The sequence below is a fragment of the Rhodoferax sp. LB1P47 genome (genome assembly GCF_056521445.1).
In genome coordinates this window covers 75,815-102,200 of sequence record NZ_JBWMAU010000003.1, presented here as the reverse complement: position 1 = coordinate 102,200, position 26,386 = coordinate 75,815, and the positions used below count along the sequence as shown (strand labels likewise).

28 protein-coding genes are annotated in these 26,386 nt (G+C 61.7%); 10 read left to right on the top strand and 18 right to left on the bottom strand.

All coding sequences use genetic code 11. The features are described 5' to 3' along the window. From AC0969_RS05970 to AC0969_RS05955, 4 genes are all read left to right on the top strand, one after another. Positions 1-1,341: an adenylosuccinate synthase gene (locus AC0969_RS05970; RefSeq protein ID WP_479623223.1), complete on the top strand. Its 1,341-nt coding sequence runs from the start codon at positions 1-3 to the stop codon at positions 1,339-1,341. Positions 1,342-1,553: 212 nt separating this feature from the next. Continuing rightward, positions 1,554-2,078: a phosphoribosyltransferase gene (locus AC0969_RS05965; protein ID WP_479623222.1), complete on the top strand. Its 525-nt coding sequence runs from the start codon at positions 1,554-1,556 to the stop codon at positions 2,076-2,078. 10 nt (positions 2,079-2,088) lie between these two features. After that, positions 2,089-3,297, top strand: a complete 1,209-nt coding sequence (locus AC0969_RS05960; RefSeq protein WP_479623221.1) for a PLP-dependent transferase — start codon at positions 2,089-2,091, stop codon at positions 3,295-3,297. A 113-nt stretch (positions 3,298-3,410) separates the two neighbouring features. After that, complete coding sequence (locus tag AC0969_RS05955) at positions 3,411-3,581, top strand: hypothetical protein (RefSeq protein WP_479623220.1); 171 nt, start codon at positions 3,411-3,413, stop codon at positions 3,579-3,581. On the opposite strand, the gene AC0969_RS05950 is transcribed toward AC0969_RS05955, so the two are convergent. Beyond that, a complete protein-coding gene (locus AC0969_RS05950) occupies positions 3,582-4,205 on the bottom strand; it encodes an arylesterase (RefSeq protein ID WP_479623219.1) in 624 nt (207 codons plus the stop codon). Between the two features lie 15 nt (positions 4,206-4,220). Between AC0969_RS05950 and AC0969_RS05945 the strand changes: the two genes are divergently transcribed. The 3 genes from AC0969_RS05945 to AC0969_RS05935 all read left to right on the top strand — a co-directional run bounded on the left by AC0969_RS05945 (position 4,221) and on the right by AC0969_RS05935 (position 6,331). After that, on the top strand, positions 4,221-4,907 hold the full coding sequence (locus tag AC0969_RS05945) for an ABC transporter ATP-binding protein (protein ID WP_479623218.1): 687 nt from the start codon (positions 4,221-4,223) through the stop codon (positions 4,905-4,907). A 100-nt stretch (positions 4,908-5,007) separates the two neighbouring features. After that, complete coding sequence (gene rlmB, locus AC0969_RS05940) at positions 5,008-5,742, top strand: 23S rRNA (guanosine(2251)-2'-O)-methyltransferase RlmB (protein WP_479623217.1); 735 nt, start codon at positions 5,008-5,010, stop codon at positions 5,740-5,742. A gap of 391 nt (positions 5,743-6,133) precedes the next feature. Continuing rightward, positions 6,134-6,331: a hypothetical protein gene (locus AC0969_RS05935; protein WP_479623216.1), complete on the top strand. Its 198-nt coding sequence runs from the start codon at positions 6,134-6,136 to the stop codon at positions 6,329-6,331. A 76-nt stretch (positions 6,332-6,407) separates the two neighbouring features. On the opposite strand, the gene AC0969_RS05930 is transcribed toward AC0969_RS05935, so the two are convergent. From AC0969_RS05930 to AC0969_RS05915, 4 genes are read right to left on the bottom strand one after another with little or no spacing between them, the layout of a single operon-like run. Next, positions 6,408-7,169 (bottom strand): amino acid ABC transporter ATP-binding protein, encoded by a 762-nt coding sequence (locus tag AC0969_RS05930; protein WP_479623215.1) that lies wholly within the window; start codon positions 7,167-7,169, stop codon positions 6,408-6,410. Continuing rightward, positions 7,153-7,806 (bottom strand): amino acid ABC transporter permease, encoded by a 654-nt coding sequence (locus AC0969_RS05925; protein WP_479623214.1) that lies wholly within the window; start codon positions 7,804-7,806, stop codon positions 7,153-7,155. The genes AC0969_RS05930 and AC0969_RS05925 overlap by 17 nt, the downstream gene beginning before the upstream one ends. A gap of 6 nt (positions 7,807-7,812) precedes the next feature. Next, positions 7,813-8,484, bottom strand: coding sequence for an amino acid ABC transporter permease (locus AC0969_RS05920; protein ID WP_479623213.1), 672 nt, complete (start codon positions 8,482-8,484; stop codon positions 7,813-7,815). Between the two features lie 24 nt (positions 8,485-8,508). Then, entirely contained in the window at positions 8,509-9,300 is a 792-nt protein-coding gene (locus AC0969_RS05915) for a transporter substrate-binding domain-containing protein (RefSeq protein WP_479623212.1), read from the bottom strand. Positions 9,301-9,439: 139 nt separating this feature from the next. Here AC0969_RS05915 and AC0969_RS05910 point away from each other — a divergent pair, with 139 nt between their 5' ends. After that, on the top strand, positions 9,440-10,417 hold the full coding sequence (locus AC0969_RS05910; protein WP_479623211.1) for a diguanylate cyclase domain-containing protein: 978 nt from the start codon (positions 9,440-9,442) through the stop codon (positions 10,415-10,417). Here AC0969_RS05910 and AC0969_RS05905 read toward each other — a convergent pair. The 11 genes from AC0969_RS05905 to AC0969_RS05855 all read right to left on the bottom strand — a co-directional run bounded on the left by AC0969_RS05905 (position 10,414) and on the right by AC0969_RS05855 (position 23,000). Continuing rightward, positions 10,414-10,680, bottom strand: a complete 267-nt coding sequence (locus AC0969_RS05905; protein WP_479623210.1) for an HNH endonuclease — start codon at positions 10,678-10,680, stop codon at positions 10,414-10,416. The genes AC0969_RS05910 and AC0969_RS05905 overlap by 4 nt on opposite strands. Before the next feature lie 99 nt (positions 10,681-10,779). Then, a complete protein-coding gene (locus AC0969_RS05900; protein ID WP_479623209.1) occupies positions 10,780-12,060 on the bottom strand; it encodes a hypothetical protein in 1,281 nt (426 codons plus the stop codon). Next, the gene (locus tag AC0969_RS05895) at positions 12,057-13,301 is read right to left on the bottom strand and encodes a hypothetical protein (RefSeq protein ID WP_479623208.1); all 1,245 of its coding nucleotides are present in this window, start codon (positions 13,299-13,301) and stop codon (positions 12,057-12,059) included. Before AC0969_RS05895 ends, AC0969_RS05900 begins: the two co-directional genes overlap by 4 nt. Before the next feature lie 136 nt (positions 13,302-13,437). After that, positions 13,438-14,187, bottom strand: a complete 750-nt coding sequence (locus tag AC0969_RS05890; RefSeq protein WP_479623207.1) for a hypothetical protein — start codon at positions 14,185-14,187, stop codon at positions 13,438-13,440. A gap of 21 nt (positions 14,188-14,208) precedes the next feature. Beyond that, the gene (locus AC0969_RS05885; protein ID WP_479623206.1) at positions 14,209-14,739 is read right to left on the bottom strand and encodes a hypothetical protein; all 531 of its coding nucleotides are present in this window, start codon (positions 14,737-14,739) and stop codon (positions 14,209-14,211) included. Continuing rightward, a complete protein-coding gene (locus AC0969_RS05880) occupies positions 14,736-15,014 on the bottom strand; it encodes a DnaJ domain-containing protein (RefSeq protein WP_479623205.1) in 279 nt (92 codons plus the stop codon). The genes AC0969_RS05885 and AC0969_RS05880 overlap by 4 nt, the downstream gene beginning before the upstream one ends. 214 nt (positions 15,015-15,228) lie before the next feature. Next, complete coding sequence (locus tag AC0969_RS05875; protein WP_479623204.1) at positions 15,229-17,028, bottom strand: hypothetical protein; 1,800 nt, start codon at positions 17,026-17,028, stop codon at positions 15,229-15,231. A gap of 136 nt (positions 17,029-17,164) precedes the next feature. Then, entirely contained in the window at positions 17,165-17,812 is a 648-nt protein-coding gene (locus tag AC0969_RS05870; protein WP_479623203.1) for a hypothetical protein, read from the bottom strand. A gap of 207 nt (positions 17,813-18,019) precedes the next feature. Next, complete coding sequence (locus AC0969_RS05865; RefSeq protein ID WP_479623202.1) at positions 18,020-18,943, bottom strand: hypothetical protein; 924 nt, start codon at positions 18,941-18,943, stop codon at positions 18,020-18,022. A gap of 303 nt (positions 18,944-19,246) precedes the next feature. Further along, the gene (locus AC0969_RS05860; protein ID WP_479623201.1) at positions 19,247-21,940 is read right to left on the bottom strand and encodes a bifunctional acetate--CoA ligase family protein/GNAT family N-acetyltransferase; all 2,694 of its coding nucleotides are present in this window, start codon (positions 21,938-21,940) and stop codon (positions 19,247-19,249) included. A 31-nt stretch (positions 21,941-21,971) separates the two neighbouring features. Beyond that, the gene (locus tag AC0969_RS05855) at positions 21,972-23,000 is read right to left on the bottom strand and encodes an NADP-dependent oxidoreductase (protein ID WP_479623200.1); all 1,029 of its coding nucleotides are present in this window, start codon (positions 22,998-23,000) and stop codon (positions 21,972-21,974) included. Between the two features lie 119 nt (positions 23,001-23,119). Between AC0969_RS05855 and AC0969_RS05850 the strand changes: the two genes are divergently transcribed. Continuing rightward, complete coding sequence (locus AC0969_RS05850) at positions 23,120-23,401, top strand: DUF427 domain-containing protein (RefSeq protein ID WP_479623199.1); 282 nt, start codon at positions 23,120-23,122, stop codon at positions 23,399-23,401. Beyond that, the gene (locus AC0969_RS05845) at positions 23,398-24,141 is read left to right on the top strand and encodes a 2OG-Fe dioxygenase family protein (RefSeq protein ID WP_479623198.1); all 744 of its coding nucleotides are present in this window, start codon (positions 23,398-23,400) and stop codon (positions 24,139-24,141) included. Before AC0969_RS05850 ends, AC0969_RS05845 begins: the two co-directional genes overlap by 4 nt. Here AC0969_RS05845 and AC0969_RS05840 read toward each other — a convergent pair. Then, positions 24,138-25,298, bottom strand: a complete 1,161-nt coding sequence (locus AC0969_RS05840; RefSeq protein ID WP_479623197.1) for a Gfo/Idh/MocA family protein — start codon at positions 25,296-25,298, stop codon at positions 24,138-24,140. The two genes, AC0969_RS05845 and AC0969_RS05840, sit on opposite strands and share 4 nt — an antisense overlap. Positions 25,299-25,379: 81 nt before the next feature. Beyond that, on the bottom strand, positions 25,380-26,342 hold the full coding sequence (locus tag AC0969_RS05835; protein WP_479623196.1) for a substrate-binding domain-containing protein: 963 nt from the start codon (positions 26,340-26,342) through the stop codon (positions 25,380-25,382). Positions 26,343-26,386: the final 44 nt, after the last annotated feature.

The following is a 26,386-nucleotide window of genomic DNA, read 5'->3' as shown; positions in this document are numbered from 1 at the left end:
ATGAACACCCAAAACAATCTGATTCCTGGCCGTAACGTGGTCGTCGTTGGCACCCAGTGGGGCGACGAAGGCAAAGGCAAGCTGGTCGATTGGCTCACCGAAAGCGCCCAGGGCGTGGTGCGCTTTCAAGGCGGCCACAACGCTGGTCATACGTTGGTAATCAACGGCGTGAAGACGGCGCTGCATCTGATCCCCAGCGGCATCATGCGTGCGGGCGTGAAGTGTTACATCGGCAATGGCGTGGTGTTGTCTGCGGCCAAGCTGTTTGAAGAAATTGAAGGCCTAGAAAAAGCCGGTGTCGAAGTGCGTTCGCGCCTGCGCATCAGCGAAGCCTGCCCGCTGATTTTGCCGTTCCATGCGGCCATCGACATCGCCCGTGAAAGCTTGCGCGAAAAGGGCGGTACCGAAAAAATCGGCACTACTGGCCGTGGCATTGGCCCGGCCTACGAAGACAAAATCGCCCGCCGCGCCCTGCGTGTACAGGATCTGAAATACCCCGAGCGCTTCGCCACCAAGCTGCGCGAACTGCTGGAGCTGCACAACTTTGTGCTGACCCAATTTCTGCACGCCCCGGCCATTGACTTCGATACGGTGTACGCCGAATCCATGCGCCATGCCGAGCTGCTCAAGCCCATGATGGCCGACGTTTCTCGCGAGCTCAATGCTGCCCATGCTGCGGGTGCCAACCTGCTGTTTGAAGGCGCCCAGGGCACCTTGCTCGACGTAGACCACGGCACCTACCCGTATGTCACCTCCAGCAACTGCGTGGCCGGTAACGCGGCTGCAGGTTCTGGCGTGGGCCCGGGCATGCTGCACTACATTCTGGGCATCACCAAGGCCTATTGCACCCGCGTTGGCGGCGGTCCGTTCCCCACCGAACTCGAATGGGAAAAGCCCGGCACCCCTGGCTACCACATGAGCACCATCGGGGCAGAAAAAGGTGTTACCACCGGGCGCAGCCGCCGTTGTGGCTGGTTCGATGCGGCCTTGCTCAAACGCAGCGCCCAGGTCAACGGTCTGAGCGGCCTGTGCATCACCAAGCTGGACGTGCTGGACGGTATTGACGTGCTGCAACTCTGCACCGGCTACATGCTGGATGGTGAGTTGATCGACATTCTGCCCATGGGCGCAGACGACATTGCCCGCTGCGTGCCCGTGTATGAGGCCATCGACGGCTGGACCGACTCCACCGTGGGTGTGACCGACTATGAGAAGCTGCCGGTCAACGCCAAGCGCTACCTCAGCCGCATCGAGCAGGTGACCGGCGTGCCCATCGCGATGGTGTCCACCAGCCCTGACCGGGACCATACCATCCTGTTGACGCACCCCTACAAGGCTTAACACTCCCCCCCAGGCTATAGTGCTACGCATCTTTCGCCCGCCCCCTTGCAGGGGGCAACACCAGCAGCCGGGCAGTGCCCGTTCTGCGGTGTTTTGCGAAGACGTGCGTTCTGGCATTTACCTGGCTAAGTCGTTAAAAAAATTAAGATGAAAATAGGCACTCACCGCAATCAGCGCCTATGCGAGTAGCTATAGTTTCAGGAGTATTTCCCATGTTGACAGAAGACGGTAAGCACCTGTACGTAAGTTATGACGAGTACCACAACCTCATCGAAAAGCTGGCGCTCAAGATCCACCATTCGGGTTGGCAGTTCGATACCATTTTGTGCCTGGCCCGTGGTGGTTTGCGCCCCGGCGATGTGCTGTCGCGCATCTTCGACAAGCCGCTGGCCATCATGTCTACTAGCTCCTACCGCGCCGATTCTGGCAAGCAGCAAGGCGCGTTGGACATTGCCCGCTTCATCACCACACCCAAGGGCGAAATTGCGGGCAAAGTGCTGCTGGTCGATGACTTGGCCGATACCGGCCACACCTTGCGTTCGGTGATTGAGCAACTCAAAAGCAACTACGCGCCGATTACCGAGCTGCGCAGCGCCGTGGTCTGGACCAAGGAGGTGTCGGTGTTCACCCCCGACTACTCGGTGGAATTTTTGCCCACCAACCCTTGGATTCACCAGCCTTTTGAAGGCTACGATTCCATGCGGCCGGCGCAATTGATGGAAAAGTGGAAGCTGTAATCTGCACCTGATGGGGGTTTTTGTGTCCAGTCTTACGACCCAGCTGATCCACCACCCCTATCTTCCGCCGACTGACTTTGCGGCCCCGCAGCCGGGGGTGTTCAAAGCGTCCACCGTCATATTTTCTACTGTCGCCGCTATGCGTGAGCGCGAGTGGCGAGATAAATCGGCTTTCACCTACGGCCTGCATGGCACCCCCACCACCTACCAGTTGGAAGAGCGTCTGTGTACGCTCGAAGGTGGGCTGCACTGCGTACTGGTACCGAGTGGATTGGCGGCGATTGCCGTTGTGGCGATGGCGCTGCTCCAGACCGGTGACAGCATGCTGCTGCCGGACAACGTCTATGGCCCTAACCAGGCCTTCGCCGATGGACAGTTGGCGCACTGGGGCATCCACACCCAGGTTTACGACGCGATGGACCCCGCCGATCTGGCCGCCAACATAACCAGCAGCACCCGGCTGGTTTGGGTGGAGGCCGCCGGTTCCGTCACGCTGGAGTTTCCCGATCTGCCTGCGCTGCTGCGCATCTGCCAAGACCGGGGCGTGGCCTGCGCGCTCGACAACACCTGGGGTGCGGGGTTGGCCTTCCATCCGTTTGATCTGCTGCCCGGCACCAGCCCGGTGCTGGGTGTTGATGTTTCGGTACACGCCCTGACCAAATATCCCAGTGGTGGCGGCGACGTGCTGATGGGCAGCGTCATCACCCGGGACCCCGCCTTGCACCGCAAGATCCAGCGCACCCATATGCACTTGGGGCTGGGCGTGGGGGCCAACGATGCCGAACTGGTGCTGCGTTCCCTGCCCAGCATGGCATTGCGCTACCAGGCACACGATGCGGCCACCCGCACCCTGGCCCGCTGGTGTACCCAACAACCCCAATTTGCCCAGGTGTTGCACCCGGCGCTACCCGGTGCACCGGGCCATGCACACTGGCAGGCGCTGTGCCGCAGCGATGCGGCGGCGGGCTTGTTCAGTGTGGTGTTGGATAGCCAATACACCACCCAGCAAGTCGATGCGTTTTGCGATGCCTTGAAGCTTTTCAAGCTGGGCTATAGCTGGGGTGGCCCCATGAGCTTGGTCGTCCCCTACGACCTGGCCAGCATGCGCAAACAGTGGCCGTCGGGCGTTGCGCAGGGCACGGTGGTGCGGTTTTCTGTGGGATTGGAGGCGGTGGCAGATTTGCAAGCTGACTTGGCGCAGGCGCTTCGATACCTATAGAGCTTATGCCGCGCCCCCTGTGAAGCCCTCTGGGCAAACAGCGGGGCTTGCGTAAGTTCTGGCACGCTTGCAAGCTGTTAAAGTGCCCCATTACTAATTGAAAGAAGAAGACCTTGGCAACACCTAATTACGGATACGAAAAGCGCCAAAAAGAGCTGGCTAAAAAGAAGAAAAAAGAAGACAAGCTCAAATCTAAAAGTGAACGCAAGCACGATGAGCCTGCGCCCGAGGACGGCAGCACCCCTTTGGACGGCCAGCCGCCCGAGACCCCCACGGAATCCTGATTACTTCAACAGCTTTTTCAGCTCCGGCCACACGTTGTTCAGCAACGTAGGATGCGCCTCCGCTTTGGGGTGGATCCGGTCCGGCTGGAACAGTGCCACCGCATCCGGCACATCGGCCACGCCTTTCAGCAAGAACGGCACCAGCCCGGCCTTCTCCCCCTTGGCGACTTTGGCAAACAAACCACTGAAACGATCGGCGTAGTCGCGCCCGTAATTCGGCGGAACCTGCATGCCCACCAGCAGCACTTTGGCCCCGGCTTTTTGGGCGGCCTTGGCCATGCTGCGCAAATTGTCTTCGGTGCCCTGCAAGGGCAAGCCGCGCAAGGCATCGTTGCCGCCCAGTTCAATCACCACTACGCTAGGTTTTACGCTGTTCAGCAGGGCGGGTAGCCGTGCGCGTCCGCCGGGGGTGGTGTCGCCGCTGATGCTGGCGTTGTGCACGGTGGCGGTGATTTTTTCATCGGCCAGGCGCTTTTCCAGCAAGGCCACCCAGCCGGTGCCACGGGCTATGCCGTATTCGGCACTCAGGCTGTCGCCAATAACCAAAATGGAGGGAGTTTGGGCTGCCGATGCCCCTACGGCCAGAGCCAGGGTCGCTGCCGCGATAAAGTATCTACGTTTCAAAACTCAAAGCCTTTCATGCCAACTCTGTCCACCGGTGCCGTCATTGCGGTAGAACACATCTCCAAATCCGTGACGGACTCTACCGGTACCCTCCGCATTTTGCGCGATATCGATTTCTCACTCGCGCCCAGGGAGACTGTGGCCATCGTCGGCGCATCGGGCTCGGGCAAGAGCACGCTGTTGTCCATCATTGCCGGGCTGGATACCCCCACCCAGGGCACGGTGCGCGTGGCCGGGCAGGATATTTTTGCCTTGTCGGAAGACCAGCGTGCTGCCGTGCGGGCGCAAAAAATGGGTTTTGTGTTCCAGAGCTTCCAGCTGATGGGCAATTTGACCGCGTTGGAAAACGTGATGCTGCCGCTGGAGCTGGCCGCCCGCAAAGATGCCCGTCAAGCCGCCACAGAGATGCTGGAGCGCGTGGGCCTGGGGCAGCGCTTGGGGCACTACCCCAAGCTGCTCAGCGGCGGCGAGCAGCAGCGTGTGGCCCTGGCGCGGGCCTTCGTGGTCCAGCCCGCTGTGCTGCTGGCCGATGAGCCCACCGGCAGCCTGGACTTTGCCACCGGTGAAAAGGTGATGGAGCTGATGTTCGAACTCAATCGCGAACAGGGCACAACCCTGGTGCTGGTCACCCACGACCGCGCCATCGCCGCCCAGTGTGAACGCCGTATCACCATCGAAGCAGGGCAGATCGCCCACGCCTGAATTTATAAGAAATAAGCCTCTAGCGCATATTCCACCTGCGCTAGTAGCTATCAAAAGAATAGTTGGGCGCAGGGTGTGCGCCAGCGTCGATAATCTCCCTATGTCTTCCCCTAAAGTTCTCTTCGGCTTCCATGCCGTGGGCGTGCGCCTGAAAACCGCGCCGAAATCCATCATCGAAATTTACTACGAGCCCACCCGGCGCGACGCGCGCATGCGCCAGTTCCTGGAAAAAGCCAATGAGGCCGGTGCCCGCCTGATCGAGGGCGACAGCATGCGCCTGGCCAAGCTCTGCGGCAGCCACGGCCACCAGGGTGTGGCGGCGCGGGTAGAGCACATTCCGCAGGTGCATTCGCTCGATGATTTGCTCGACAGCCTGTCCGAGCCCGCACTGCTGCTGGTGCTGGACGGCGTGACCGATCCGCACAACCTGGGTGCCTGCCTGCGCGTGGCCGACGGTGCCGGTGCCCACGCAGTCATCGCCCCCAAAGACCACGCTGCGGGCATCAACGCCACGGTGGCCAAGGTGGCCAGCGGCGCGGCGGAAACCGTGCCGTACTTCATGGTGACCAATCTGGCGCGGACCCTGGGTGAGCTGAAAGAACGCAGCATCTGGTGCATTGGCACCAGCGACAACGCCCCCAAAACCCTCTACCAGGTGGACCTGAAAGTCCCGGTGGCGCTGGTGCTGGGCAACGAAGGCGACGGCATGCGCCAACTGACCCGCAAGACCTGCGACGAGCTGGTCGGCATCCCGATGCACGGCGCGGTAGAGAGCCTGAACGTGTCGGTGGCCAGTGGTGTGTGTCTGTACGAAGCGCTGCGTCAGCGGCTATAGCTACGCAGGTATGCGGTAACGGGCGTGTACCTTCCAGAAACACCGCAGATCTGGCTTTGCCAGGCTGCTGCTGTTGCCCCCTGCAAGGGGGCTGGAGAAAAGTGCGAAGCACTGGAGCCTGGGGGTGTGAAGTTACCCCCGTTCATCTTGGATAACTTTGGGGATAACTCTGTAATTGGGCAGAATAGAGAGGGTAAACCCTTGATTCATAAGGGTAAACCTTGCACTGCCTAGTATTTAAGCAGTTGACAACTCTGCCTCGGGTGCTGGCACAAGTGGTACGGGGTTGGTAAAGCAGTCAGGAACGGGTGTGTACCCGGTTGCCATATGGCCCGAACAGGATTGGAATGGCAGGGTTAGCCGGCCATACACAACTCTGAAAGGATTCGCCATGAAAACCGAACTCATCCAACCTACGGCCACCATCATTGCGGCCATGATTGCCACCGATGCCGACCGCAGTTCCACCGGCCACCGGGTGAGCTGCCAGGATTTGTTTGTGTCCACCTACCGCAAGCTGGAAGCGGCGATGTTGCAAATCCAGAAGGAAGACGAGGCCAAGTTAGAGGCCCGGCGCGAATACGCTTAAATAAATTTTTGGTGTCAAAACAGGCTCTGGCGCTTATATTTTAAGCGCTAGTAGCTATTAATAATGTAGCGGTTTCTTAGTCCGTCAGCGACGACAGGAATTGCTTCAGCTCCGGGGTTTGCGGGTTGCCAAATAGCGCGCCCGGTGGCCCCATCTCATGCACCCGGCCCTGGTGCATGAAGATCACCCGGTTGCTGACCTTGCGGGCAAATCCCATCTCGTGGGTCACCATCAGCAGGGTCATGCCCTCCACCGCCAGGCCCTCCACCACGCGCAGCACTTCGCCGACCAGTTCCGGGTCGAGTGCCGAGGTGATTTCATCGCACAGCAGCACGGCCGGTTCCATGGCCAGGGCGCGGGCAATCGCCACCCGCTGCTGCTGGCCGCCGGAGAGCTGGTCGGGCCAGGCATCAAACTTCTCTGCCAGCCCCACGCGGGCCAGCAGCTGCTTCGCCTGGGCCGTGCCCGCCGTGCTGGCCTGCTGCTTGACCAGGCGCGGTGCCAGCATCACGTTTTGGCCCACCGTCAGGTGCGGGAACAGGTTGAAGCCCTGAAAAATCATGCCTACGCGCTGGCGCAGCGCCCGCATGGCCAGGGCGTTGTCGTGCAGCAGCGGCTTGCTGTCTACCGTGAGGCTGCCGCTCTGGAAGGCTTCCAGCCCGTTGATGCAGCGCAGCAGCGTGCTCTTGCCCGAGCCGCTTTTGCCGATGATGGCGATGACCTCGCCGGGCTGCACCTCCAGGTCGATGCCTTTGAGCACCTCGTTGCTGCCAAAGGACTTGCGCAGACCCTTGATTTCGACAATCGCGGATGGATGGGTTTTAGCGGCGGGTTGCATGCATCTTTCTCTCTAACAATTTGGCGTAAAAACTGACCGGAAAACACAGGGCGAAGTACACCAGCGCCACGCAGCTGTAGACCACGAAGGGCTTGAAGGTGGCGTTGGCGATCATGGTGCCGGCCTTGGTGAGCTCGATGAAGCCGATCACCGAGGCCAGCGCCGTGCCCTTGATCACCTGCACCAGGAAACCCACGGTGGGGGCGATAGCGATCTTGAGGGCCTGGGGCAGCACCACGTAGCGCAGCCGCTCGCCAAAGCTCAGTGCCAGGCTTTCCGAGGCCTCCCACTGCCCCTTGGGGATGGAGGCCACGCAGCCGCGCCAGATCTCGGTCAAAAATGCGCTGGTGTACAGCGTCAGCGCAGCAGCCGCCGCCACCCAGGCGCTGGTGTTGATGCCGAACAGCGCAATGCCAAAGTACGCCAGAAACAACTGCATCAGCAGCGGCGTGCCCTGGAACACCTGCACGTAGGCGGCCACAAAGGTGTCGGCCCCGCGCACCTGGCTCAGCCGGGCCACCAGCAGCAGCATGCCAACGATGCCGCCGCCGACGAAGGCCACCAGCGACAAGCCGATGGTCCAGCGCGCCGCCAGCAATAAATTGCGAAAAATATCCCACAGAGCGAAATCAACCATGGCTGTTTACCTACCAAAAATGAAACGCGGGCCCAGCCAGTTCAGCAGCTTACGCACCGAGATCGACAGCACCAGGTAGATACCGGTGGCGATGATGAAGGCCTCGAACGCGCGGAAATTGCGGCTCTGGATCAGGTTGGCGGCATAGCTCAGCTCTTCGGTGGAAATCTGCCCGCACACCGCTGAGCCCAGCATCACGATGATGATTTGGCTCACCAGCGCGGGCCAGACCTTCTTCAAGGCAGGCGGCAGCACCACCCGGGTGAAGATTTGCAGCTGCGACAGCGCCAGGCTGGAGGCGGCTTCGATCTGCCCCTTGGGCGTGGCATCGATCCCGGCGCGGATGATCTCGGTGGCATAAGCCCCCAGGTTGACCACCATCGCCAGCACCGAGGCCACCTCGGGCGACAGCCTGAAGCCCAGTGCCGGCAGGCCAAAGAAGATGAAGAACAGCTGCACGATGAACGGCGTGTTGCGGATCAACTCCACATACGCGCCCACCAGCGCTTGCAGCCACAGCGGTGCCCGCGTGTTCTGGCTACGCACCCAGGCACAGGCGATGCCCAGGGCCGCACCAATCAGCGTGGCGACCAGGGTCAGGCCCAGCGTCCAGGCGATGCCTTTGAGCAGTAGCGGCCACTGCGCCAGCACGGCATAGAAGTCGAATGCGATGCGCATGGCTTGGCTCCTGTTGTGCTGGATTTATTCGGGGAGGGTTCCAGCCGGGCGGCCCAACCAGCGCACGGCCATCTTGTCGATGTCGCCGGATTTTTTGGCCTCGATGATGATTTCGTTGACCTTGGCGCGCAGCTTGTCTTCGCCCTTGGCCACGCCGATGAAGTTGGGCGAGTCTTTCAGCAGCAGCTTGTATTCGGCACCTAGCTGCGGGTTATTGCCCATCAGGTTACCGGCCACCGACGCGCCTGTGGCAATCACCTGCACCTGGCCGGAGACGAAGGACGACACCGTTACGTTGTTGTCTTCAAAGCGTTTGATGTCGGCACCGGCCGGGGCCAGTTTGGTCAGCTCTTGGTCTTCGATGGCACCGCGCGTGACGCCCACCGACTTGCCCGCCAGATCGGCAAAGCTTTTGATGCTGAGGGTCTTGGCGGCAAACACTGCCTGGAAGAAGGGCGAGTAGGCGGCGGTGAAGTCGATCACCTTTTCGCGCTCGGGGTTTTTGCCCAGCGACGAAATCACCAGATCGGCCTTTTTGGATTGCAGGTAGGCCACGCGGTTGGCGCTGGTCACCGGGGCCAGTTCCACCGCTACGCCGAGTTTGGCGGCGATGTAGTGGGCCATGTCGATGTCCAGGCCCTGGGGCTTCAGGTCGGTGCCCACAAAGCCGTAGGGCGGAAAGTCGGTGGGGATGGCAATGGTGATCTTCTTGGCTTTCAGTACATCGTCCAGCGCGGTTTGTGCGTGGGCTCCCAGGCTGGCGAGCAGGGCAATGGCGGCAAGGCCGGTTTGGAAGTGGCGGCGGGTGGATGTCATGGCAGGGTTCCTTGGGAAGTGGATGGCGCGTCGGGTGCAGGTCTAGCAGCCTGTTGGACCTTGTAAGCAAGACGTATGCCGCACATGCTGTCGCCTCTGGCGGTGGGCAAATTGGGTGCATCGGCACTAAGATGCTTGCATGTTGTCGCCATCCGCCACCGTGGTTTCCTTGCTGTTGTTTGCCGTGCTGGCGGGTTGGATGGTGTGGCGCTGGCACTGCCAACGTCTGGCTGGTGTGCAGCAGCGTTTGGATGCCGTACTGCGGGCATCGACCGATGCCATCAGTTTTGAAGACCTGGGTGGCGTGGTGCAGCGTTGGAGCCCCGGTGCCGAGGCCTTGTTGGGCTATACCGCGCAAGAAGCGTGCGGGCGCACGCTGAAATCCCTGGTCCCGGCGGACCGCTTGCACGAAGAAGAGGCTGTGCTGGCCCAGCTGGGCCCGGAGGCCCACACCCTGAACACCCTGCGGCTGCATAAAAACGGCAGTCTGGTGCCGGTATCAATGGCCTTGGTGGCCCTGCTGGATGCCGAGGGGCGGCGCACCGGTGTGGCCCGCGTGCTGCGCGACACCACGCGCGCGCAAGTGTCGGCCGAATTCATCCAGTCGATGGCCTTTAACGATGTGCTGACCGGGCTGCCCAATTGGCGGCTGCTGCGCGACCGGATCTGGCGCGCCCAGCTCAACAGTGGCCGGCAGCATTCGTACTTTGCGGTGCTGTATGTGGATGTAGACAACTTTAAAGCCATCAACGCCGCGCATGGCCGTGCCTTGGCCGACCAGTTGTTGGTCGAGGTGTCGGTGCGGCTGATGGCGGCCATCCGGCAAAACGACACGGTGGCCCGGCTGCAAGGCGACGAATTTGTAGTGCTGCTGGAAGACCTGGGCGTGGACGAGGCGTTTGCCGCCCACCACGTCAACACCGTGGCCGACAAAATCTGGGACATGCTGGAGCGCGATTACCTGGTGGCTGGGCTGAACCTGCACTGCACCGCCAGCATCGGCATCCAGCTGCTGCTGGGGGGCAACGGCAGCGTGGACCAGATCATCCAGGCCGCAGATGCCGCTATGGCGTTGGTCAAGCAGGGCCGCAAATCGGTTGCCCGAGGGGTGTTTTAGCCGCCCCTGGGCTGAACCCGTCCTGGCTGCGTGGCCGAGACCGGCACCACCCCCATCGCATGGCGCTGGTTGTTGCACACATCGTGGCTGATGGCCAGGTTCTCTTGGTGGCTGTTGCCGCCTTCGCTGAGGGGCTGGATGTGCTCCAGCGTCGCAGCGGTGGGCAGTACATGCTCCCCGCAGACCCAGCACGGCACCACGCCATGCAGCTGGCGGGCCACGGTTTTGTAGATTTTGTCGCGGGTGTGGCCGAGTCGGCTCATGGCAAATACATCCTCTTTGTTTGCTATTTATTGTATAGCTGGTTGCGCAGGTTCTATATGCGCCAGAGGCCTAAAAAGCTTGTAATTTTTCCGCTGGTTTCAGCGGTACAGCCGCAGAGCGGCGATGCGGCGTTCGATCTCGGCGGCCATTTTTTGGTAGCCCGGACCGTCCACGCCGCCAAAGTTTTTCTGCAACTCGGCAGCGGGCAGGTTTTCGGGCAGGTCGCTGACTTTGGGCAGCAGGTCGGCATCGGTCAAGCCTTGGGCCACGCGTTGCTGCAACTTTTGCAGGCCTGCGCCGGTGGCCAGCTCGCCCAGGCGGGTGCCTGCGCGGTCGGCGGCCAGGTCGTTGAACGAGAAGCCGCTGCCGCCTTGTGCGTCGTCCAGCTCTTTGTACACGCCCACCATGTCGGCCAGCGGGCTACCGGCGGTGGCGGCCAGCGCGGCGGAGATGCTGAAGTGCTGGGCGGTATCGCCCCGGCCGCCCAGGGTGACGCTGCGCGGCGTGGGCCGGGGCCAGTGGCGGGCGGCGGGCAGGATGGCCCCCAGGCCCTTGCCGTTCACAAAAAAGGCCAGTGTGACCAGGGCGGCGCGGTGTTCATCGGCCAGTGGGTTCTGCGCGTCGCTGCGCTGGGCGGCCAGGGCCAGCAGGGGTTGCACCAGTGCCCCTAGGGTCAGGCTGCGCGGCCCCGGCTGGGCGGCAATTTCGACCAGCCGAGCCTGGTAGGCCTGCAGCCGGGCCTGCACTTCGGCGGGCACCAGGGCGGCCTGCAATTGGGCGGGGATGGCATCGTTCCAGACAAACTGCACGCTCAGCACGCCGTTGCGCACGCCCACATGCTGGATGCTGTCGGCGGCTGCCGATGCGGGGCTGGCCTGTAGCCGCCACAGGCCAAAGCGCAGCAGCAGGTTGGCGATGCGCGGCGGCACGGCCAGGCGGCCCAGCGTGAGCTGTTCGACCTGCGGCGTGCCCGGCGTCTCAAGCAGCACGGCCTGGAGGTTCAGGTAGTCGCCAAACGGGTTGGGCGGTAATAAGGTACTGGCGCGCAGGGTGGCGCTGCCGTCTTGTAAGACCACCTGGGCGCGGGTTTGGGGGCGTTGGCTGGCCAGGTAGGCCAGGGCCAGGTTCAGGTCGGCATCATCCAGTTGCAGCGTGCGCAGTGCGCCGGGCGGCGATGTGCGCGGGTCGATGCGGGCCAGCAGGCGCTTGGCGCTGGCGATGCGGGCAGGGGTGATGGCCAGGGTGTTGCCTGGGGTGAGCAGCGGCGCGTCGTCAAGCGCCCGGTACGCGGCCCAGGTGATGGCGATGGGCATCCCCACCAGCACCGCCAGCAGCAGGGCCCACAGCATCTTGCGCAGGGCGCGCCACAGCATGCTCATGCTTTGGCTACTTTGGGTGAGGCTTTGACGATGTTGCAGTGCAGGCGGAGGGCGGCCATCGCTTCCACCAAGCGGGTGTCGCGCTCGTCGTTTAGGTCGCGCTGGGTTTCCTCGACAAAGTTTTTCCACAGCGTTTGGTAGTCGGCGTGGTGCTCGTGCGGGGCGTATTCACGGATGAAGTCGCTGGCCAGCTGCGGCTGGTAGCCGCCTTTGCGGATTTTGCGCACGATGCTGGCAGCGGACGTCTCGGTGAGCGTGGTTTTGCGCGTGCTGCCGGTGGCGATGCACAGAAACAGGGTGATCAGCGAGCCGTCGTCGGTGTGGCGCTGGGTTAGCTTGAGCCATTGGTCGGAGATGGCGCGGTCGAGTTCGCTGATCTCGTCCACGCCCTCATCCAGCCAAAAGTAGCGGCCCATGAAGGCCAGCGACTGGATAAACAGCTTGCGCGGCTTGGCCGTGGTGTCCAGGATTTTCGGCAGGTCGTGCTCTTGCATGCTGTCCAGCGTGGCTTGCAGCACCGGCTGGTATTCGGCGGGCACGCCTTTGGGCAGTGCCAGCCGCACGGCTGTGTTGCTCTTATCACCTTCAGCGCGTTTGCGCAGCTGGGTGACCACGGTTTCAAACTGCGCCCAGTTGGGCATCAGGCTGCGGCCTGCGGCAGCGCACAGCAGGGCGGTGCGGATGACAGCTTCGCTGTCGGTATCGGCGGCGTGCAATTCGCGCCGGGCCACGCCGAGCTTTTGGGCACACCAGAGGGCGGCTTCGATGCGGGTTTCGATGTCCGTCCGCTTGGCCAGTTCGAGCTGGATTTCGGGCAGTGGCTTGAGCGCCCATTTGGCCAGCACCGGGATCAGCTCGTCGCGGAAATCGCCGCTGTCTTGCATGCTGAAGTGGGTGTTGTCGGGCAGCGTCAGCAGGGCTTTGAGCATGTCCGAGCCGGCCTTGGAGCGCGACAGGAACGAGTTGTCGCGCAGCAGCGTGGCGGCGGCGTGCAGGTCGCCGTCGCTGGTGTATTCCAGGTGCAGGCTGACCAGGTTGACCATGCGCTCGCGGGCTTTTTCCAGCTCGGGGCGCAAAAACTCGGTGCCAAAGTAGCGCGCAATTTGCACCATGCCCTTGGGCGCGTCGTTGCGGATGGACTCCAGCTTGGCCGCGTCGATCAGGCCGTGTTGCAGGCCAAAGTGCAGCGCTTTTTCAAAGAAAGGCCGGTGGTCGTAGACGGCGATGCCGGTGTCTTGCATGGTGGGGGAACTCGCAATGTGTGAAACGGAACGGCATCTTTCGCGGAACACCGTGGAACTGGCTTTGCCAGGCCACTGGTGTTGCCCCCTGCAAGGGAGTTGGCGAAGACACGCAGTGCGTAGCCTGGGGGTGAGCCTAAATAGCCGATTCTTCGTCGGGGTCGATAGCGCGTTTTTGCGAGCCTTCGCCTTCGCCGTGGGTTTCGCGGAACGGGGTGTGGCCGCCCTGGTGGTGGCCGTCTTCTTCGTCCTCGGCTTCTTCTTCAAAAGCCTTGACGCGGGCGCGCAGGATCACCATGACTTCGATCAGGATGTCGGGGCAGTGGGTGCGCAACAGCCAGGTGAATTCCATCCAGTCGTGGTCGGCAACTTCGTCCTGGTCTACCTTGAAGTCGTTGTACATCTGGGGCACCAGCTCGGCCTCGGACAGCACCACGCCGGTGTCTTCCGATGGCTCGAAGCTGCCGCAGCGCAAAAAGCTTTCGACCCGGCCCCAGTGGTCGGCCAGGTAGTCGGCCAAGGCATCGCAGCCGCCTTCGCGTTCGCCGATGGCGCGCAAAAACTCTACGGGGTCGTTGTCGTCCCGAAAGATCACCGAGTTCATCATGCCGCGCAGGTGGCTGTGGGTCAGGTCTTTGTATTGCTTTTCGATAACCACAGCGCGCGAGAACTGCTCGGACGTGACCAGCAGGTTGATGACCGAGTCTTTCGACGGGTCGTACTCGCGGATCACCGCCAGCAGGTCTTTGGGGGGCAACTGGTCCAGCGCCAGCACCAGGGCGTGGTCGCCCTCTTCGTCGGCCAGGGTGACCAGGGCGGCCTCGGCACCGACGATGTCGCCGGCGAGGATCAGGCTTTGGGCTTTGATGATGGCGGGGTAGTGCATGGTGTAACCTTTTTAAGCTATTTAACCTTTGGGTGGCTTGTGGTCGAAGCCTTGTTCTTCCATCCACGTAGCGCCCGCGTCTTCGCGGTCGCGGGCTTCTTGCTCTTCGGGGTCGATCTCTTCTTCGTCTTCGTCATCCCCTTCCACCGGTGCGCCCCGGTCGTCGGCGCGGGTGTACAGGTATTCCAGGCAGGCGGCCACCACCATGAAGATCTCGCCGGTGGGCTCGCGCAGCACGCGGGCGGCCAGGGGCACAGCCCAGGGCGCCAAGGTGATGGTGGCGGCCAGCGCGTCCCAGTCGGGGAATTCCTCGGGCTCCAGCGCCACCAGCAGGTCCATCGCCTTGGCGCTGGGGAAGCGAAAGCCCTGGTGGAAGACGGCGGCCAGCATTTCCGGGCTGTCATCCATCATCACCACCAAAAAGTCGAGCTGGCTGCGCTTTTCTTTCAGGCGGCGTTCGAGCACGTTTTTGCCTTCGGAGTCGGACACCAGGTCGTCCATCTCCGCATCGTAGGCGCGGGCGTGGTTGGCAAAGTAGCGGGAAAGTTTCATTTCAGGGCTTCAGTCAGGTAGTTGTGCCAGATTTCGCGGGCGGTCTCTAGCGGGTCGTCCAGCAGACCCCGGCGGCGGTTGTCGTCGTAGGTTTTGCGGCGCTCGTCGTCGCTCAGTACATCGTAGGCGGTTTGCACTGCGCGGAACAGCTGCGGGGCGTCAGTTGCGGTGTTGCGGTCCGGGTGGTACTGCGCGGCACGTTGCCGGTAGGCTTTTTTGATATCGGCCAGCGTCGCGGCAGCGGACAGGCCTAGCGCGGTGTAGTGGTCTTGCATGGGGAGTGTCTTCGCAAAAAAAGACAGCCCGGCAGGCTGCTGTCGGGCTGTGCTTGGTTGGCGACGCGGCATCGTCGGGGGGTGATTTTAACTGCGGACCCCCTGCTGGTTTTTTTTAAAGAAAATCGGCCTCTAGCGCTAGGGGGATATGCGGGAGAAGCTATGTTTTAGATAGCAAGTCAACCGTCCGCTGTCTGGGGCCTGATTCCATGCTTTAGCTGTTCTGGTCTGCTGCATTTTTTGAAAATGGACCCGCACCTGCCTTTTCGATGGTGGCAAGGCCCACTGCGGAAGCAGTTGTGTGGTGATTTGCCGTCGTAAATGGAGCCCAAGTCACGCCGTTATCAATGGAGGCTTCCCAGGGAATGGGCCAATTAAAGTCGCCCACCCCGTAGGGCGCATCCTTTGTTCCACTGGCGACACTGTCCTCACAATCCACCACCGTGCCCGTGATCGTGTGGGTGTGTCCGGTAGGGTGTACGAGCCCGTTCCAGCCACTGAGCCATCCGGTGGCTGTGGCAGGAGCACTTCCCTCGCGGAAAAGAACGTTCGCATACGACACATTGCTAGGTGCAACAGTGATCTTGCCCGTATACCCCACCGACCAGGTGTTGTGGGTATGGGTGATGGGGGTGTGCGGCTTTTGGGACATCGTTGCGCTTGTGGGGGCCACCGTGACCAGTTCAAGTTGCCCCACAACGGGGTACGGGTGGGGGCCGCAGAAGGAGGTTGCGGTCATGCGCACAGTGCCAGGGCTTGCGCCCATCCGCAGTAATGCGTGGCCGTTGCCGTCGTTTGACAGCAAAGTGGCATCGCCGCTTTCTACATACCAAGCTACGTCGCTTACCGGCACGTCTTCCATGCCGCCGCTTACGAAAACCCACACGTCAATTTCTTCGCCAATCCCGAATTGGGTGTAGCTACGCCCGGCAAATTTGTCTCTGGGGCTCACCCGCGTGTCCAAGGACGGCAGTGGCTGCACTGCGGGCTGGCTCTTGGCAACCGTGCTCTTGATGGGGGCCAAAATGTCTGCATGGTGCGCCAGATATCCTTCATGGGTTAAATGCGCGGCAAGCATCTTTTCAAGCGCATCCACATAAAAGCGGGGCCGTGCGTATGCGTTGACAACGTAGCGTTGCAAGCCCGCATACAGCCGGGCTTTGGCTTGCCCTAGCTGGACTTGCTTGCGGTGGTAACCGGCCGCCTGGCGGTTTGCCTCGATCGCCTGCTCGTACTCGGCGCGAAACACAGGGTCGGCAATGGCCTCTGGGGGAATACCGGGTGGAAAACCGGTTTGCGCCGGTGGTGCCACATTCAGCAGCGGGCGATTTTCGGGGGCAAATGCCGGGTCTATGGCCCCGCCCAGCCGACTACATGCCCGCAGCCAGAAGCCCGTGCGCTGCGATAACGCCATATGCGGGCTATCCGTGGCGGCGGGCTCTGTCAAGCGCAGCACAAAGGCGACTTCTTCAATGGGCGACAAACGTTCGCTGCGCGAGAGTGCTGCGACCGCACATTGCTGCACAAGCGCCTCTTGTGCAGGCCAATTTCCCAGGTCAAAACTTGCCAGCTGGGTACAAATTTCGCCCAGTACGTAGGGGGCTGCGGCATCCGCGCCATCCGCGCCATACCAATCTGCGATTGCTGCTGAGGCCATAGCGGCCAGCGCGGGGATGTCTTTGGTGGCCCGCAGCGCTTCGATTTGCGCGGTAGCGGCAGCACAGGCATCGTCTGGCATGGGTTGCCGCTGCCCAGAAAACGGCTCAGATGCGGAGAACAAATCATCCGTCACCGTAAACGTGGTGTTCAGGTGCTTGCTGGTCAGCGTGGCACTCACCCGCGCATCGATGGTTACGCGGACATCGTGGCTGGCAACGGCGGAATCTGTGGACACCTTGATTTGCGTGTTCGGCTTGAGTACGTGGCGCTGAATGGCATGCGTACCCTGCGGCAGTACATGGAATTCAACGGTCTTGCTACTTTTGTTGATGAGTGAAATACCCGTGGTGGTCATGGAAATACTCCTATCGTCTTTAAGCTTGGTTGGCTCTGTGCCCACCCCGTGCTGCGCCCGGGGGGTTGCCGGAATGTCAGTGTGAGAGGGGTAGCGCACCTTCTTGGCGGGCAAAAAGGTGCGCAGGGTGTATGCCTTACACCGCCGTGAATACGTCGGCGCCTAAGCCGTTGTCGCTACGGGTCCAGTCAATCGTGACAGCCGAGGTGCCTGCGATGAGCTGGTAGGCGGTCATTGCCGAATAGTCTTGCAAGGTGAAGTTGGTCCCCACCAAAGTGGGGTCGGCGGCCATGAAGTACAGCGTAGGCTCCAGCTCCAAGGTGACGGTTTTCCCGTTGTTCACAATATCGTTGGCCGAGACGCCCACCACCACAATGGACTGCCCTTTGTTCGACCAGGCCACGGACAGGCTCGTGATGGGCGTTGTGCACAGGTTAATTACACCGGCTTGCGCGTCTGTGATGCTGCCTTGGTTGATATTGGTCGTGGACAGAATGGGGCCTTGGCTGTTGGGATTGGTCGCTGCAAAAAGTTGCCCCGGATTGATGGCGTACAGCGGCGAATTAGGCCCGGGAGGATTGCCACTGGCCGCGTCTGAGATTTGCACACCCAGGTCGATCTCGTAGGTGAATTGCTGGTTTCCATTTTTGGCTGGATTGAGGTCTTGCCAAGCGTAGTATTGGTAATTGCTGGATGCCTTGACGGGTTTCAAAAACACCAATACGTGGTTACTGGTGTTCACGGAAAGCTTGTTGTTGACGGTAAACGTAGTCGTGAATGACATGAAATTCCCCTTAAACGTAAGTTTTCAAAAAATAGGCCAGGTGAACCAAGAGGCGGGTTTGATGGATCAGTCGCTCCAACCGCTGGATTCGATTTGAACGTTAATGCCGTGCTGGGGGATAGATAAGTATCGTTACGGTAAATAATTGGGCTTGTTACCGTAACAATCGGGAATCGCGCAGGGAAATGCTTGTGCGCAGTGGCACTTTTAGGCAGTGGCGGGGGATAAAAAAAGTTTCAATTCTGTGCAGATAGAAAGGGCTAACTCTTCCTGCTGCGTAATAGCGAAGAATATATTTCTATCAAACTGACTTGACCACGCCACATTCCCCCTGGATACATTCACCAAGCGGATCGAGGTTCTAATCCGTTCGTCGTCGATTCTTATGCTACCTTCCAGCCGATGGCTGGTTGCGGTGCTGACCGCCCTGGTGGGCTCCACACGGTCAGTTTCTAAAGCTAGCATTGCGTGTACGGTGACACCGCCACCGAACACCCTGAACAGCTGGTGAATCAGCTCCTCGCGCAGCCCTTGCGAGAAGTGCAAGCCGTTTGCACAATGCGTAAAGCATTTGATTTCATAGACGCTCAATCGGCTTTCAACGCCGCCTCTTGCATCCGTCCACTTCATACGTTGAATTACGGGCACATAGGAGCCCAATGGAATCGAAATCTCAATGTCAGCAGGGGATGGCAGTGCGGCATAGTAGGTCCTAAGCCGTTCGCGCAAGCGCCCAACCTGGACTCTGGCAATCGGGTCCTCACTTGTGTTGTAGTGCTCCGCCTTTCGGTCAAAAACCTCCAAACCAATGGCATATTCACTCACGCCCCGCCGATCGCCAGATATCAATTTTTCTACCAAAAAAATCAATAACCTGCGCATGCGCGGCGACTTACAAAAACTCTCGCTATTCAAAATCAATTCTCGGGCTTCCAGAATGTCGGTGATTGAACTTGAAGCGGAATCTCTGTCCGTGAATTGCATTGCATTCATGAGGTGAGGAACTAATTTGAAAAACACAACGATAGGTTTTTTTAAATCCGAATGGCGGCAGAGGTGAATACCTGAAAATTCCGCAGTGTTTTTGGCGCAGGTTTCAAACGACCGATGGCGTAAATACCAAAAACCCAAGGCTTGAGCATCAACTAACTCTGTAAAGATTTAGAACTTGATGCGGTTCCGTTTGGTACGGAGTTATGCAGAGCGTCCTTAACCCATTTTCCCGGTGGAATTTACAAACCGGCCGCAGCGTGGCGGTGTGGCTATATTCAACAGGCATAGCCCTTTTGGGCGCGCGTACCCAGGCCGGCGAACGCCGTCTGCAAGCGCCCCGCATCCACGGCCAGTCCCTTGCGGCTGATTTTTAAAGAAAATCGGCCCCTAGCGCTAGGGGGATCTGCGGTGGATGCTATGTTTTAGATAGCGAAATAATTTTTACAGCGCATGCGCTACCAGCCGGAAGTCCCGGTCTTCGTCAAAGGGTTTGACGGTAAAGCCCAGGCTCCGCATCAGTTTGAGCATGCCGGGGTTGCTGGCCAGCACCAGGCCTTCGATGTCGCTCAGGCCTTTTTCGCGGGCGACTTCCATGATGCTGAGCATGAGCCGCGTGCCCAGGCCCTGGCCGCTGTAGGCATCGGCTACCACCAGCGAAAACTCGCAGCTGGTGCTGTCGGGGTTGCTGATATAGCGCGACACGCCCAGGATGCGCTCGGTCTCGGTGATGCTGCCGTCGTCTAGCACGCTGCGCTCCTTGAACACTGCCACCAGGGCCATTTCGCGGTCGTAGTCCATCAGGGTGAAGCGCGCCAGCATGCTGGGCGGCAGCTCGGACAGCATGGACACGTAGCGGAAGTAGCGGCTCTCGGCGGACAGGCCGCGCACCAGCTCTTGCAGCATCTGGGCATCGTCTGGGCGGATGGCGCGCACGGTGTACTGGCCGCCCCCGCGCAGCGGCCATACGTGTTCAAAATGGGCGGGGTAGGGCAGGATGGCCAGGTGCGGGTAGCTTTGGCCGCGCCCGCTGTGGGCCAGCGGCGCACTGTCGATGACGATGCGCGCATCCACCGCCACCGCGCCCGAGGCATCCACGATGATGGGGTTGATGTCCATTTCGCGCAGCTGGGGCAGGGCGCAGACCATTTCCGACACGCGCATCAGCAGTTGCTCGATCGCGGCCATGTCCACCGGGCTGGCACCGCGCCATTCGCCCAGCGTTTCGGCCACGCGGGAGCGTTCGATCAGGTTGCGGGCCAAAAACTGGTTCAGCGGCGGTAGCTCCATGGCGCGGTCGTTCAGCAGCTCGATCATGGTGCCGCCCGCGCCAAAGGCGATCACCGGGCCAAACGGGTCGTCGGTGACCAGGCCGATGTAGATTTCGCGGCCGCGCTTGTGGCGGGCCATGTTTTGTACCGTGACACCCTGGATGCGGGCCTGCGGCATCTGCCGGGTTACCAGGGCCACCATGTCGTTGTAGGCATCGCGCACGCCCACCGCGTTGGCGATGTTCAGCACCACGCCGTCCACGTCAGATTTGTGGCTGATGTCGGGCGAGTCGATTTTGAGCGCCACCGGGTAGCCGAGCTGGGTGGCGATCATCATGGCTTCCATCGCGCTGCGGGCCAGCACGGTGTGCGTCACCGGGATGTGGAAGGCGGCCAGCAGGGTTTTGGACTCCATCTCGGTCAGCACCTTGCGGCGCTCGGCCAGCACGCTCTCGATCAGCAGGCGTGCGCCCTCGATGTCGGGTTGGGCCAGGGCCGACAAGGGCGGCGGGGTTTGTTGCAGCAGCTGCTGGTTGAGATAGAAGGAGGCAATGTTGCCAAACGCCCCCACCGCCGCCTCGGGCGTGCGAAAGGTGGGGATGGCGGCGGCGTTCAGCAGCACCCGCGACTCAATCACCGAGGCATCGCCCATCCAGCAGGTCAGCAGCGGCTTGGCCATGTGCGGCATGGCTTCTGCCAGTGCTGTGGCAATCGCGGCGGCATCGCAGCCACCTTTGGGCGAGTGGATCACCAGCACGCCGTCTACCCCGGTGTCGGCGCTGGCGGCCTGCACGGCGGCGCGGTAGTGGGCTGGGGTGGCTTCTTCGGACAAATCGACCAGATCGGTCAACGTGGCCAGCGCCGCCAGTTGGGGCCGCAGGGCGCTGACGCTATTCGGGCTGAGGGTGCCAAGTTGCAGGCCAATTTCGCTGATCCAGTCGGCCGCCAGCACGCCGGGGCCGCCGCCGTTGGTCACGATGGCCAGCCGCTTGCCCACCGCCCGGTAGCGCGACGCCAGGCATTTGGCGGCGGAGAAAAGCTGCACAAAGGAATGCACCCGCACCGCCCCGGCCCGGCGCAGGGCCGAGTCGAACACGTCGTCGCTGCCTACGATGGTGCCCGAATGGGTTTGCGCAGCTTTGTTGCCACCAGCCTTGTGCCCGGCCTTTAGCACCACCACCGGCTTGGCGTTGGCGGCGGCGCGCAGGGCGCTCATGAAGCGGCGTGCGTCGGAGATGCCCTCCATATAGACCACGATGCTGTGGGTTTGCGCATCCACGGCCAAATAGTCCAATACCTGGGCCAGATCGACGGCGGTGTTCGGCCCCAGCGACACCACGCTGGAGAAGCCCACCGCGTTGTGCTGCGCCCAGTCCAGGATGGACGCGGTCAGCGCGCCCGATTGCGATACCAGTGCCAAGTGCCCGGGGGCGGCCAAGCGGCCCGCCACGCTGGCGTTCAGCCCCCGGCGCGGGCTTTGGAAGCCCATGCAGTTGGGGCCCAGCAGGTGCATGCCGTGGCGCTTGGCCAGCCGGTGCAGCTCTGCCGCCTGGGCGGCGCTGGTGCCGCTGGACACGACCAGCGCCGATCGGCATTTGATGCGCCCTGCCACCTCTAGCGCGGCGGCCACGTCTTCCGGCGGCAGGGCGATGATGGCCAGATCGGCCCGGGTCTGCGCCAGGTCGGCCAGCGTGCCGGTGGTGTGGATGTCCAGGAAACTTAAGTGGCCCGCGAAGGTCTGCGCCTTCAGTGCCGCCACCAGCGCCTGGGCCTGCAGTGTGCCGGGCGCGTCTGCCGTGGCGGTGGCCCCGGCGAACACCACGATGGATTCGGGGGCAAAAAGGGAGGTCAGGTAGTGTTGGTCCATCCCGCCATTTAACCCCGAAATGCGGCTTGGCTTAGCCTTCGGCCACCTGCAACACCAGCTTGCCAAAGTTCTCGCCCGCAAACAGCTTTAGCAGCGTGTCGGGGAAGGTGTCCAGGCCGAGCACCACGTCTTCCTTGCTGACCATGCGGCCGTCTTTCAGATAACCGGCCAGCTCGGCCACTGCGACGGGGTAGCGGTCGGCGTAGTCGAACACCACCATGCCCTGCATGCGGGCGCGGTTGACCAGCAGGCTGAGGTAGTTTTTCGGGCCCTGGACGGGCGTGGTGGTGTTGTACTGGCTGACCGCGCCGCAAATTACGATGCGCGCATCGCGTGCCAGCTGGGCCAGCACGTGGTCCAAAATCTCGCCGCCCACGTTGTCAAAGTACACGTCTACCCCGCCGATGCAGTGCTCTTTGAGGCCGGTGCGCACGGCATCCGGCCCGGCTTTGTAGTCGATGCAGGCATCAAAACCCAAGGTCTCGACCACCCAGGCGCACTTGGCCGGGCCACCGGCAATGCCCACCACGTGGCAACCTTTGAGCTTGGCCAACTGGCCCACGGTCTGGCCCACGGCACCGGCAGCGCCCGATACCACCACGGTTTCGCCCGCTTTGGGCTGGCCGATGTCGAGCAGGCCAAAATACCCGGTCATGCCGGGCATGCCCAGCACGTTGAGCCACTGGGTCAGGCTGCCGAGTTGCAGGTCGATCTTGAACAGGCCGTTGCGGCGCAGTTGCTCCTGCGGGATCAGTGTGTATTCCTGCACGCCCAGCGAGCCCGACACATGGTCGCCCACCGCAAATAGCGGGTTGTGGGACTCCACCACCACGCCCACGCCGCCAGCGCGCATTACCTCGCCAATGCCCACGGGCGGGATGTAGCTCCGGCCCTCGTTCATCCAGCCACGCATGGCCGGGTCGAGCGACAGGCTCAGCACCTTTACCAGCACGCCGCCCGCAGCGGGAGACTGCACCTGCTCGGTGGTGGCGCTCCAGTTGGCGCGGGTGGGCAGGCCGACGGGGCGGCTGGCAAGGCGGATCTGGTGGTTGGTGGTCATGGGGTTTGGGGTCCAAAGATGTAAAAACAGATGGTAACCAGACCAAGTTGCTTGACAGATCGCAACCGCGACAAGCGGTTGACTGGTATATCCTTTAGTGCAAACCCCAAGGAGTCCCCATGAAAGCCATTTGGAACGGCGCTGTGATCGCCGAGAGCGACGATATTGCAGTGGTCGAAGGCAACCACTACTTCCCACTGGCCTCGCTGAACCGCGACTTTGTCAGCTTCAGCAACCACAAAACCACCTGCGCCTGGAAGGGCCAGGCCAGCTACTACTCGCTGATGGTTAACGGCGAGATGAACACCGACGCCGCCTGGTACTACGCCAACCCCAAGACCGGGGCCGAAGAAGTGACCGACCGCGTGGCTTTTTGGAAAGGCGTGAAGATCGAAGCATGAGCGCCGTGTTACTTGCCCCCCCCATCACGCCGCCTGCCCAGGCGGTGGACCTGCTGCGCCAACAGGCCTATGCAGCCCTCAGCCCCGAAGGCGTGGCCGCACTGGCCGGTTGCACGGTGACCGATTTGAACGGTTTGGTCCCCAGCTGGGACGACCTGCAACCCGACGAATATCTGAAAGACGGTGGTCGCTACCGGCGCCGTCGCCACTCTTGCTTTGTGCTGCAAGGCGACACGCTGCAGCAGGTGCCGCACCGCCCGCACTGGCAGCCGGTGGAATACAACGCCCTGCACGGCGGCATGGAACGTTGGTTTGCGCCGATGCTGCCCGCCACCGTGGACCAGCCCGCGTGGGCGCAGCTGCTGCTAGCCCTGGGGCAGATGTGTACTGCGCTCAAAGGCAGCGGCACCGCCCCTTGGTACGTGGAAGCGCACCAGTTCCGCATCGACACCACCGACGGCATTGGTCGCCCCACGCCCGAGGGTGCGCACCGTGACGGCGTGGACTTTGTGGCTGTTCTGCTGGTGGCCCGCGTGGGCATCAAGGGCGGCGAAACCCGGGTCTTCGAGGCCGAAGGCCCCCACGGCCAGCGCTTCACCATGACTGCGCCGTGGACACTGCTGCTGCTTGACGATGCCCGCGTGGTGCACGAGTCCACCCCCATCCAGCCGACTGCCGAAGGTGGGCACCGGGATACGCTGGTGTTAACTTTCCGCGCTACACAGTTTCAAAGTAGCTAGCCCATCGCCGTCCACTTGTGGGCGCTTTGGGCGGATTCCAGCACCTTCTCGATAAACCGCACGCCGCGCGCGCCGTCCTCCACGCGGGGGTAGTCGGCATCCATCGCATCGGCTACGCCACCGGCTAACCGGGCGCGGATGTCGGCGGCCACACCTAGGTAGATGTTGGCAAATGCCTCGATGAAGCCTTCTGGGTGGCCTGCGGGTAAGCGCGATGCTTTGGTGGCTGCCTCACACAGGCCGGGGCCGCCACGCGTGAGGGTGCGCGGGGCTGCGTTCAAAGGCGTGTGGACCAGCCTGTTCGGATTTTCCTGGCTCCAGTCCAGCGTGCCGCTGCTGCCAAACACGCGCAGGCGCAGGTCGTTCTCAAGGCCAATGCAGATTTGTGATGCCAGCAGCGCACCCCGCACTCCACCTTTAAGACGCAGCAGGATCTGCGCATCGTCGTCCAGCGTGCGGCCCGCGCCGGTGGCGGCCAGGTCGGCGCAGATGGCTTCCACCTCTAGCCCGGTGACGGTGGTCAGCAAATTTTCGGCATGCGAACCGATGTCGCCCATCGTCCCGGCCAGCCCGCTGAGGGCCGGGTCCATGCGCCAGGCGGCTTGTTTGTTGCCGGTGTCTTCTACGGCGGTGGCCAGCCAGCCCTGGTGGTATTCCACGATCACCTTGCGCACGCTGCCGATTGCGCCGTTGCGCACCATTTCGCGCATTTGCCTTACCAGCGGGTAGCCGGTGTAGTTGTGCGTTACGCCAAAGACTGTGCCCTGGCGCTGCACCGCATCCACCAGCGCCTGCGCCTGCGCGCTGGTGTGCACCAGAGGCTTGTCGCACACCACGTGGAAACCGGCTTCCACAAAGGCCTGGGCCACCGGGAAGTGCAGGTGGTTGGGGGTGACGATGCTGACGAAATCGATGCGCTCATGCGCCGGGCGTTTCAGCTCGTCGGTCAGTAAATATTGCCAGCTACCGTGGTTGCGGTCATCGGCCAAAAACAGGTCGCGGCCCGAGGCGCGGGCTTTGTCGGGGCTGCTGGAGAGCGCTCCGGCCACCAGTTCGATCTGGCCGTCCAGTGCGGCGGCTTTGCGGTGCACTGCGCCAATAAAGGCATCGCGCCCGCCGCCGACCATGGCGTAACGGAGTTTGCGGTTGGATGGCATGATTACTATTATTTTTATAGCTACTAGCGCAGGTGGTATCTACGCTAGCGCCCTATTTTGTTTAAATTTTTAAGCTGTGGATTAGAAGGGTGAATCGGGGAAGTAGAACTGCGGGGCGTTTTCCTTGGTGATCAGCACCGACGGGATGATGTAGGTAGCGGGCAGCTTTTCGCCCTTGAGCCGCGCTTCGGCCGTCAGCTTGATCGCGTCATAGATGAACTTGGGCGAGTACGACACGTTGGCCTGGATGCGCGGGTCTTTGCCGTCCATCAGGGTTTTGATCATGCCTTTGGCACCGGCACCACCGAAGACGATCTTGATGTCGGTGCGCTTGGCCTGGTCGATGGCTTTGAGCACGCCCACGGCCATGTCGTCGTCGGCGGCCCACACCGCGTCGATCTGTTTGAAGCGCGTCAGGTAGTCCTGCATGACCTTGAAGGCATCGTCGCGGTTCCAGTTGGCGTATTTGGCATCCAGCAGCTTGATGTCCGGGCTGCCCTTGATGGCGGCGTTGAAGGCATCCATGCGCTCGTTGTCCAGGGTGGTGGCAATGCCGCGCATGGCGACGATGTTGCCCTTGCCGCCCATGGCTTTCACCAGGTAGTCGCCGGGGATCTTGCCAAAGGCGGTGTTGTCGCCCGAGATGTAGGCATCTTGCGCGCTGGTGTCGGTCAGGCCACGGTCCACCACGGTGACATATACGCCCTTGCTTTTCACCTGCGCCACTGGCTTGGTGAGCGAGGCAGATTCAAACGGAAAGATCACCAGCGCGTTGATCTTGTTCACCGTTTGCAAGTCTTGCAACTGGTTGGCCTGCTCGGGCGCGCCAGAGGCCGTCTTGACGATGACCTGCAGGCCGGGGTGGGCTTTTTCCAGGTCCTTCTTGGCCTGGTTGGCCCAGAACACGATGCCGCCGGTAAAGCCGTGGGTGGCGGCGGGGATGGCTACGCCGAGCACGACTTTTTCTTGCGCAAAACTGGGCGCGGTGGCCAGGGCGGCCAAGGCCACGGCGGTGAGGGCGAGTCTACGGGTCAGTTTTTTCATGGTTGTGTCTCCTACAGGTGGATAAAAAGTAGCTTGTGGCTACC

Excerpts from the sequence above, each read along its gene's own strand:
- AC0969_RS05970 (WP_479623223.1), top strand. The coding sequence starts at position 1 with ATGAACACCCAAAACAATCTGATTCCTGGCCGTAACGTGGTCGTCGTT.
- AC0969_RS05965 (WP_479623222.1), top strand. The coding sequence starts at position 1,554 with ATGTTGACAGAAGACGGTAAGCACCTGTACGTAAGTTATGACGAGTAC.
- AC0969_RS05960 (WP_479623221.1), top strand. The coding sequence starts at position 2,089 with ATGGGGGTTTTTGTGTCCAGTCTTACGACCCAGCTGATCCACCACCCC.
- AC0969_RS05945 (WP_479623218.1), top strand. The coding sequence starts at position 4,221 with ATGCCAACTCTGTCCACCGGTGCCGTCATTGCGGTAGAACACATCTCC.
- rlmB (WP_479623217.1), top strand. The coding sequence starts at position 5,008 with ATGTCTTCCCCTAAAGTTCTCTTCGGCTTCCATGCCGTGGGCGTGCGC.
- AC0969_RS05935 (WP_479623216.1), top strand. The coding sequence starts at position 6,134 with ATGAAAACCGAACTCATCCAACCTACGGCCACCATCATTGCGGCCATG.
- AC0969_RS05930 (WP_479623215.1), bottom strand. The coding sequence starts at position 7,169 with ATGCAACCCGCCGCTAAAACCCATCCATCCGCGATTGTCGAAATCAAG.
- AC0969_RS05925 (WP_479623214.1), bottom strand. The coding sequence starts at position 7,806 with ATGGTTGATTTCGCTCTGTGGGATATTTTTCGCAATTTATTGCTGGCG.
- AC0969_RS05920 (WP_479623213.1), bottom strand. The coding sequence starts at position 8,484 with ATGCGCATCGCATTCGACTTCTATGCCGTGCTGGCGCAGTGGCCGCTA.
- AC0969_RS05915 (WP_479623212.1), bottom strand. The coding sequence starts at position 9,300 with ATGACATCCACCCGCCGCCACTTCCAAACCGGCCTTGCCGCCATTGCC.
- AC0969_RS05910 (WP_479623211.1), top strand. The coding sequence starts at position 9,440 with ATGTTGTCGCCATCCGCCACCGTGGTTTCCTTGCTGTTGTTTGCCGTG.
- AC0969_RS05905 (WP_479623210.1), bottom strand. The coding sequence starts at position 10,680 with ATGAGCCGACTCGGCCACACCCGCGACAAAATCTACAAAACCGTGGCC.
- AC0969_RS05900 (WP_479623209.1), bottom strand. The coding sequence starts at position 12,060 with ATGAGCATGCTGTGGCGCGCCCTGCGCAAGATGCTGTGGGCCCTGCTG.
- AC0969_RS05895 (WP_479623208.1), bottom strand. The coding sequence starts at position 13,301 with ATGCAAGACACCGGCATCGCCGTCTACGACCACCGGCCTTTCTTTGAA.
- AC0969_RS05890 (WP_479623207.1), bottom strand. The coding sequence starts at position 14,187 with ATGCACTACCCCGCCATCATCAAAGCCCAAAGCCTGATCCTCGCCGGC.
- AC0969_RS05885 (WP_479623206.1), bottom strand. The coding sequence starts at position 14,739 with ATGAAACTTTCCCGCTACTTTGCCAACCACGCCCGCGCCTACGATGCG.
- AC0969_RS05880 (WP_479623205.1), bottom strand. The coding sequence starts at position 15,014 with ATGCAAGACCACTACACCGCGCTAGGCCTGTCCGCTGCCGCGACGCTG.
- AC0969_RS05875 (WP_479623204.1), bottom strand. The coding sequence starts at position 17,028 with ATGACCACCACGGGTATTTCACTCATCAACAAAAGTAGCAAGACCGTT.
- AC0969_RS05870 (WP_479623203.1), bottom strand. The coding sequence starts at position 17,812 with ATGTCATTCACGACTACGTTTACCGTCAACAACAAGCTTTCCGTGAAC.
- AC0969_RS05860 (WP_479623201.1), bottom strand. The coding sequence starts at position 21,940 with ATGGACCAACACTACCTGACCTCCCTTTTTGCCCCCGAATCCATCGTG.
- AC0969_RS05855 (WP_479623200.1), bottom strand. The coding sequence starts at position 23,000 with ATGACCACCAACCACCAGATCCGCCTTGCCAGCCGCCCCGTCGGCCTG.
- AC0969_RS05850 (WP_479623199.1), top strand. The coding sequence starts at position 23,120 with ATGAAAGCCATTTGGAACGGCGCTGTGATCGCCGAGAGCGACGATATT.
- AC0969_RS05845 (WP_479623198.1), top strand. The coding sequence starts at position 23,398 with ATGAGCGCCGTGTTACTTGCCCCCCCCATCACGCCGCCTGCCCAGGCG.
- AC0969_RS05840 (WP_479623197.1), bottom strand. The coding sequence starts at position 25,298 with ATGCCATCCAACCGCAAACTCCGTTACGCCATGGTCGGCGGCGGGCGC.
- AC0969_RS05835 (WP_479623196.1), bottom strand. The coding sequence starts at position 26,342 with ATGAAAAAACTGACCCGTAGACTCGCCCTCACCGCCGTGGCCTTGGCC.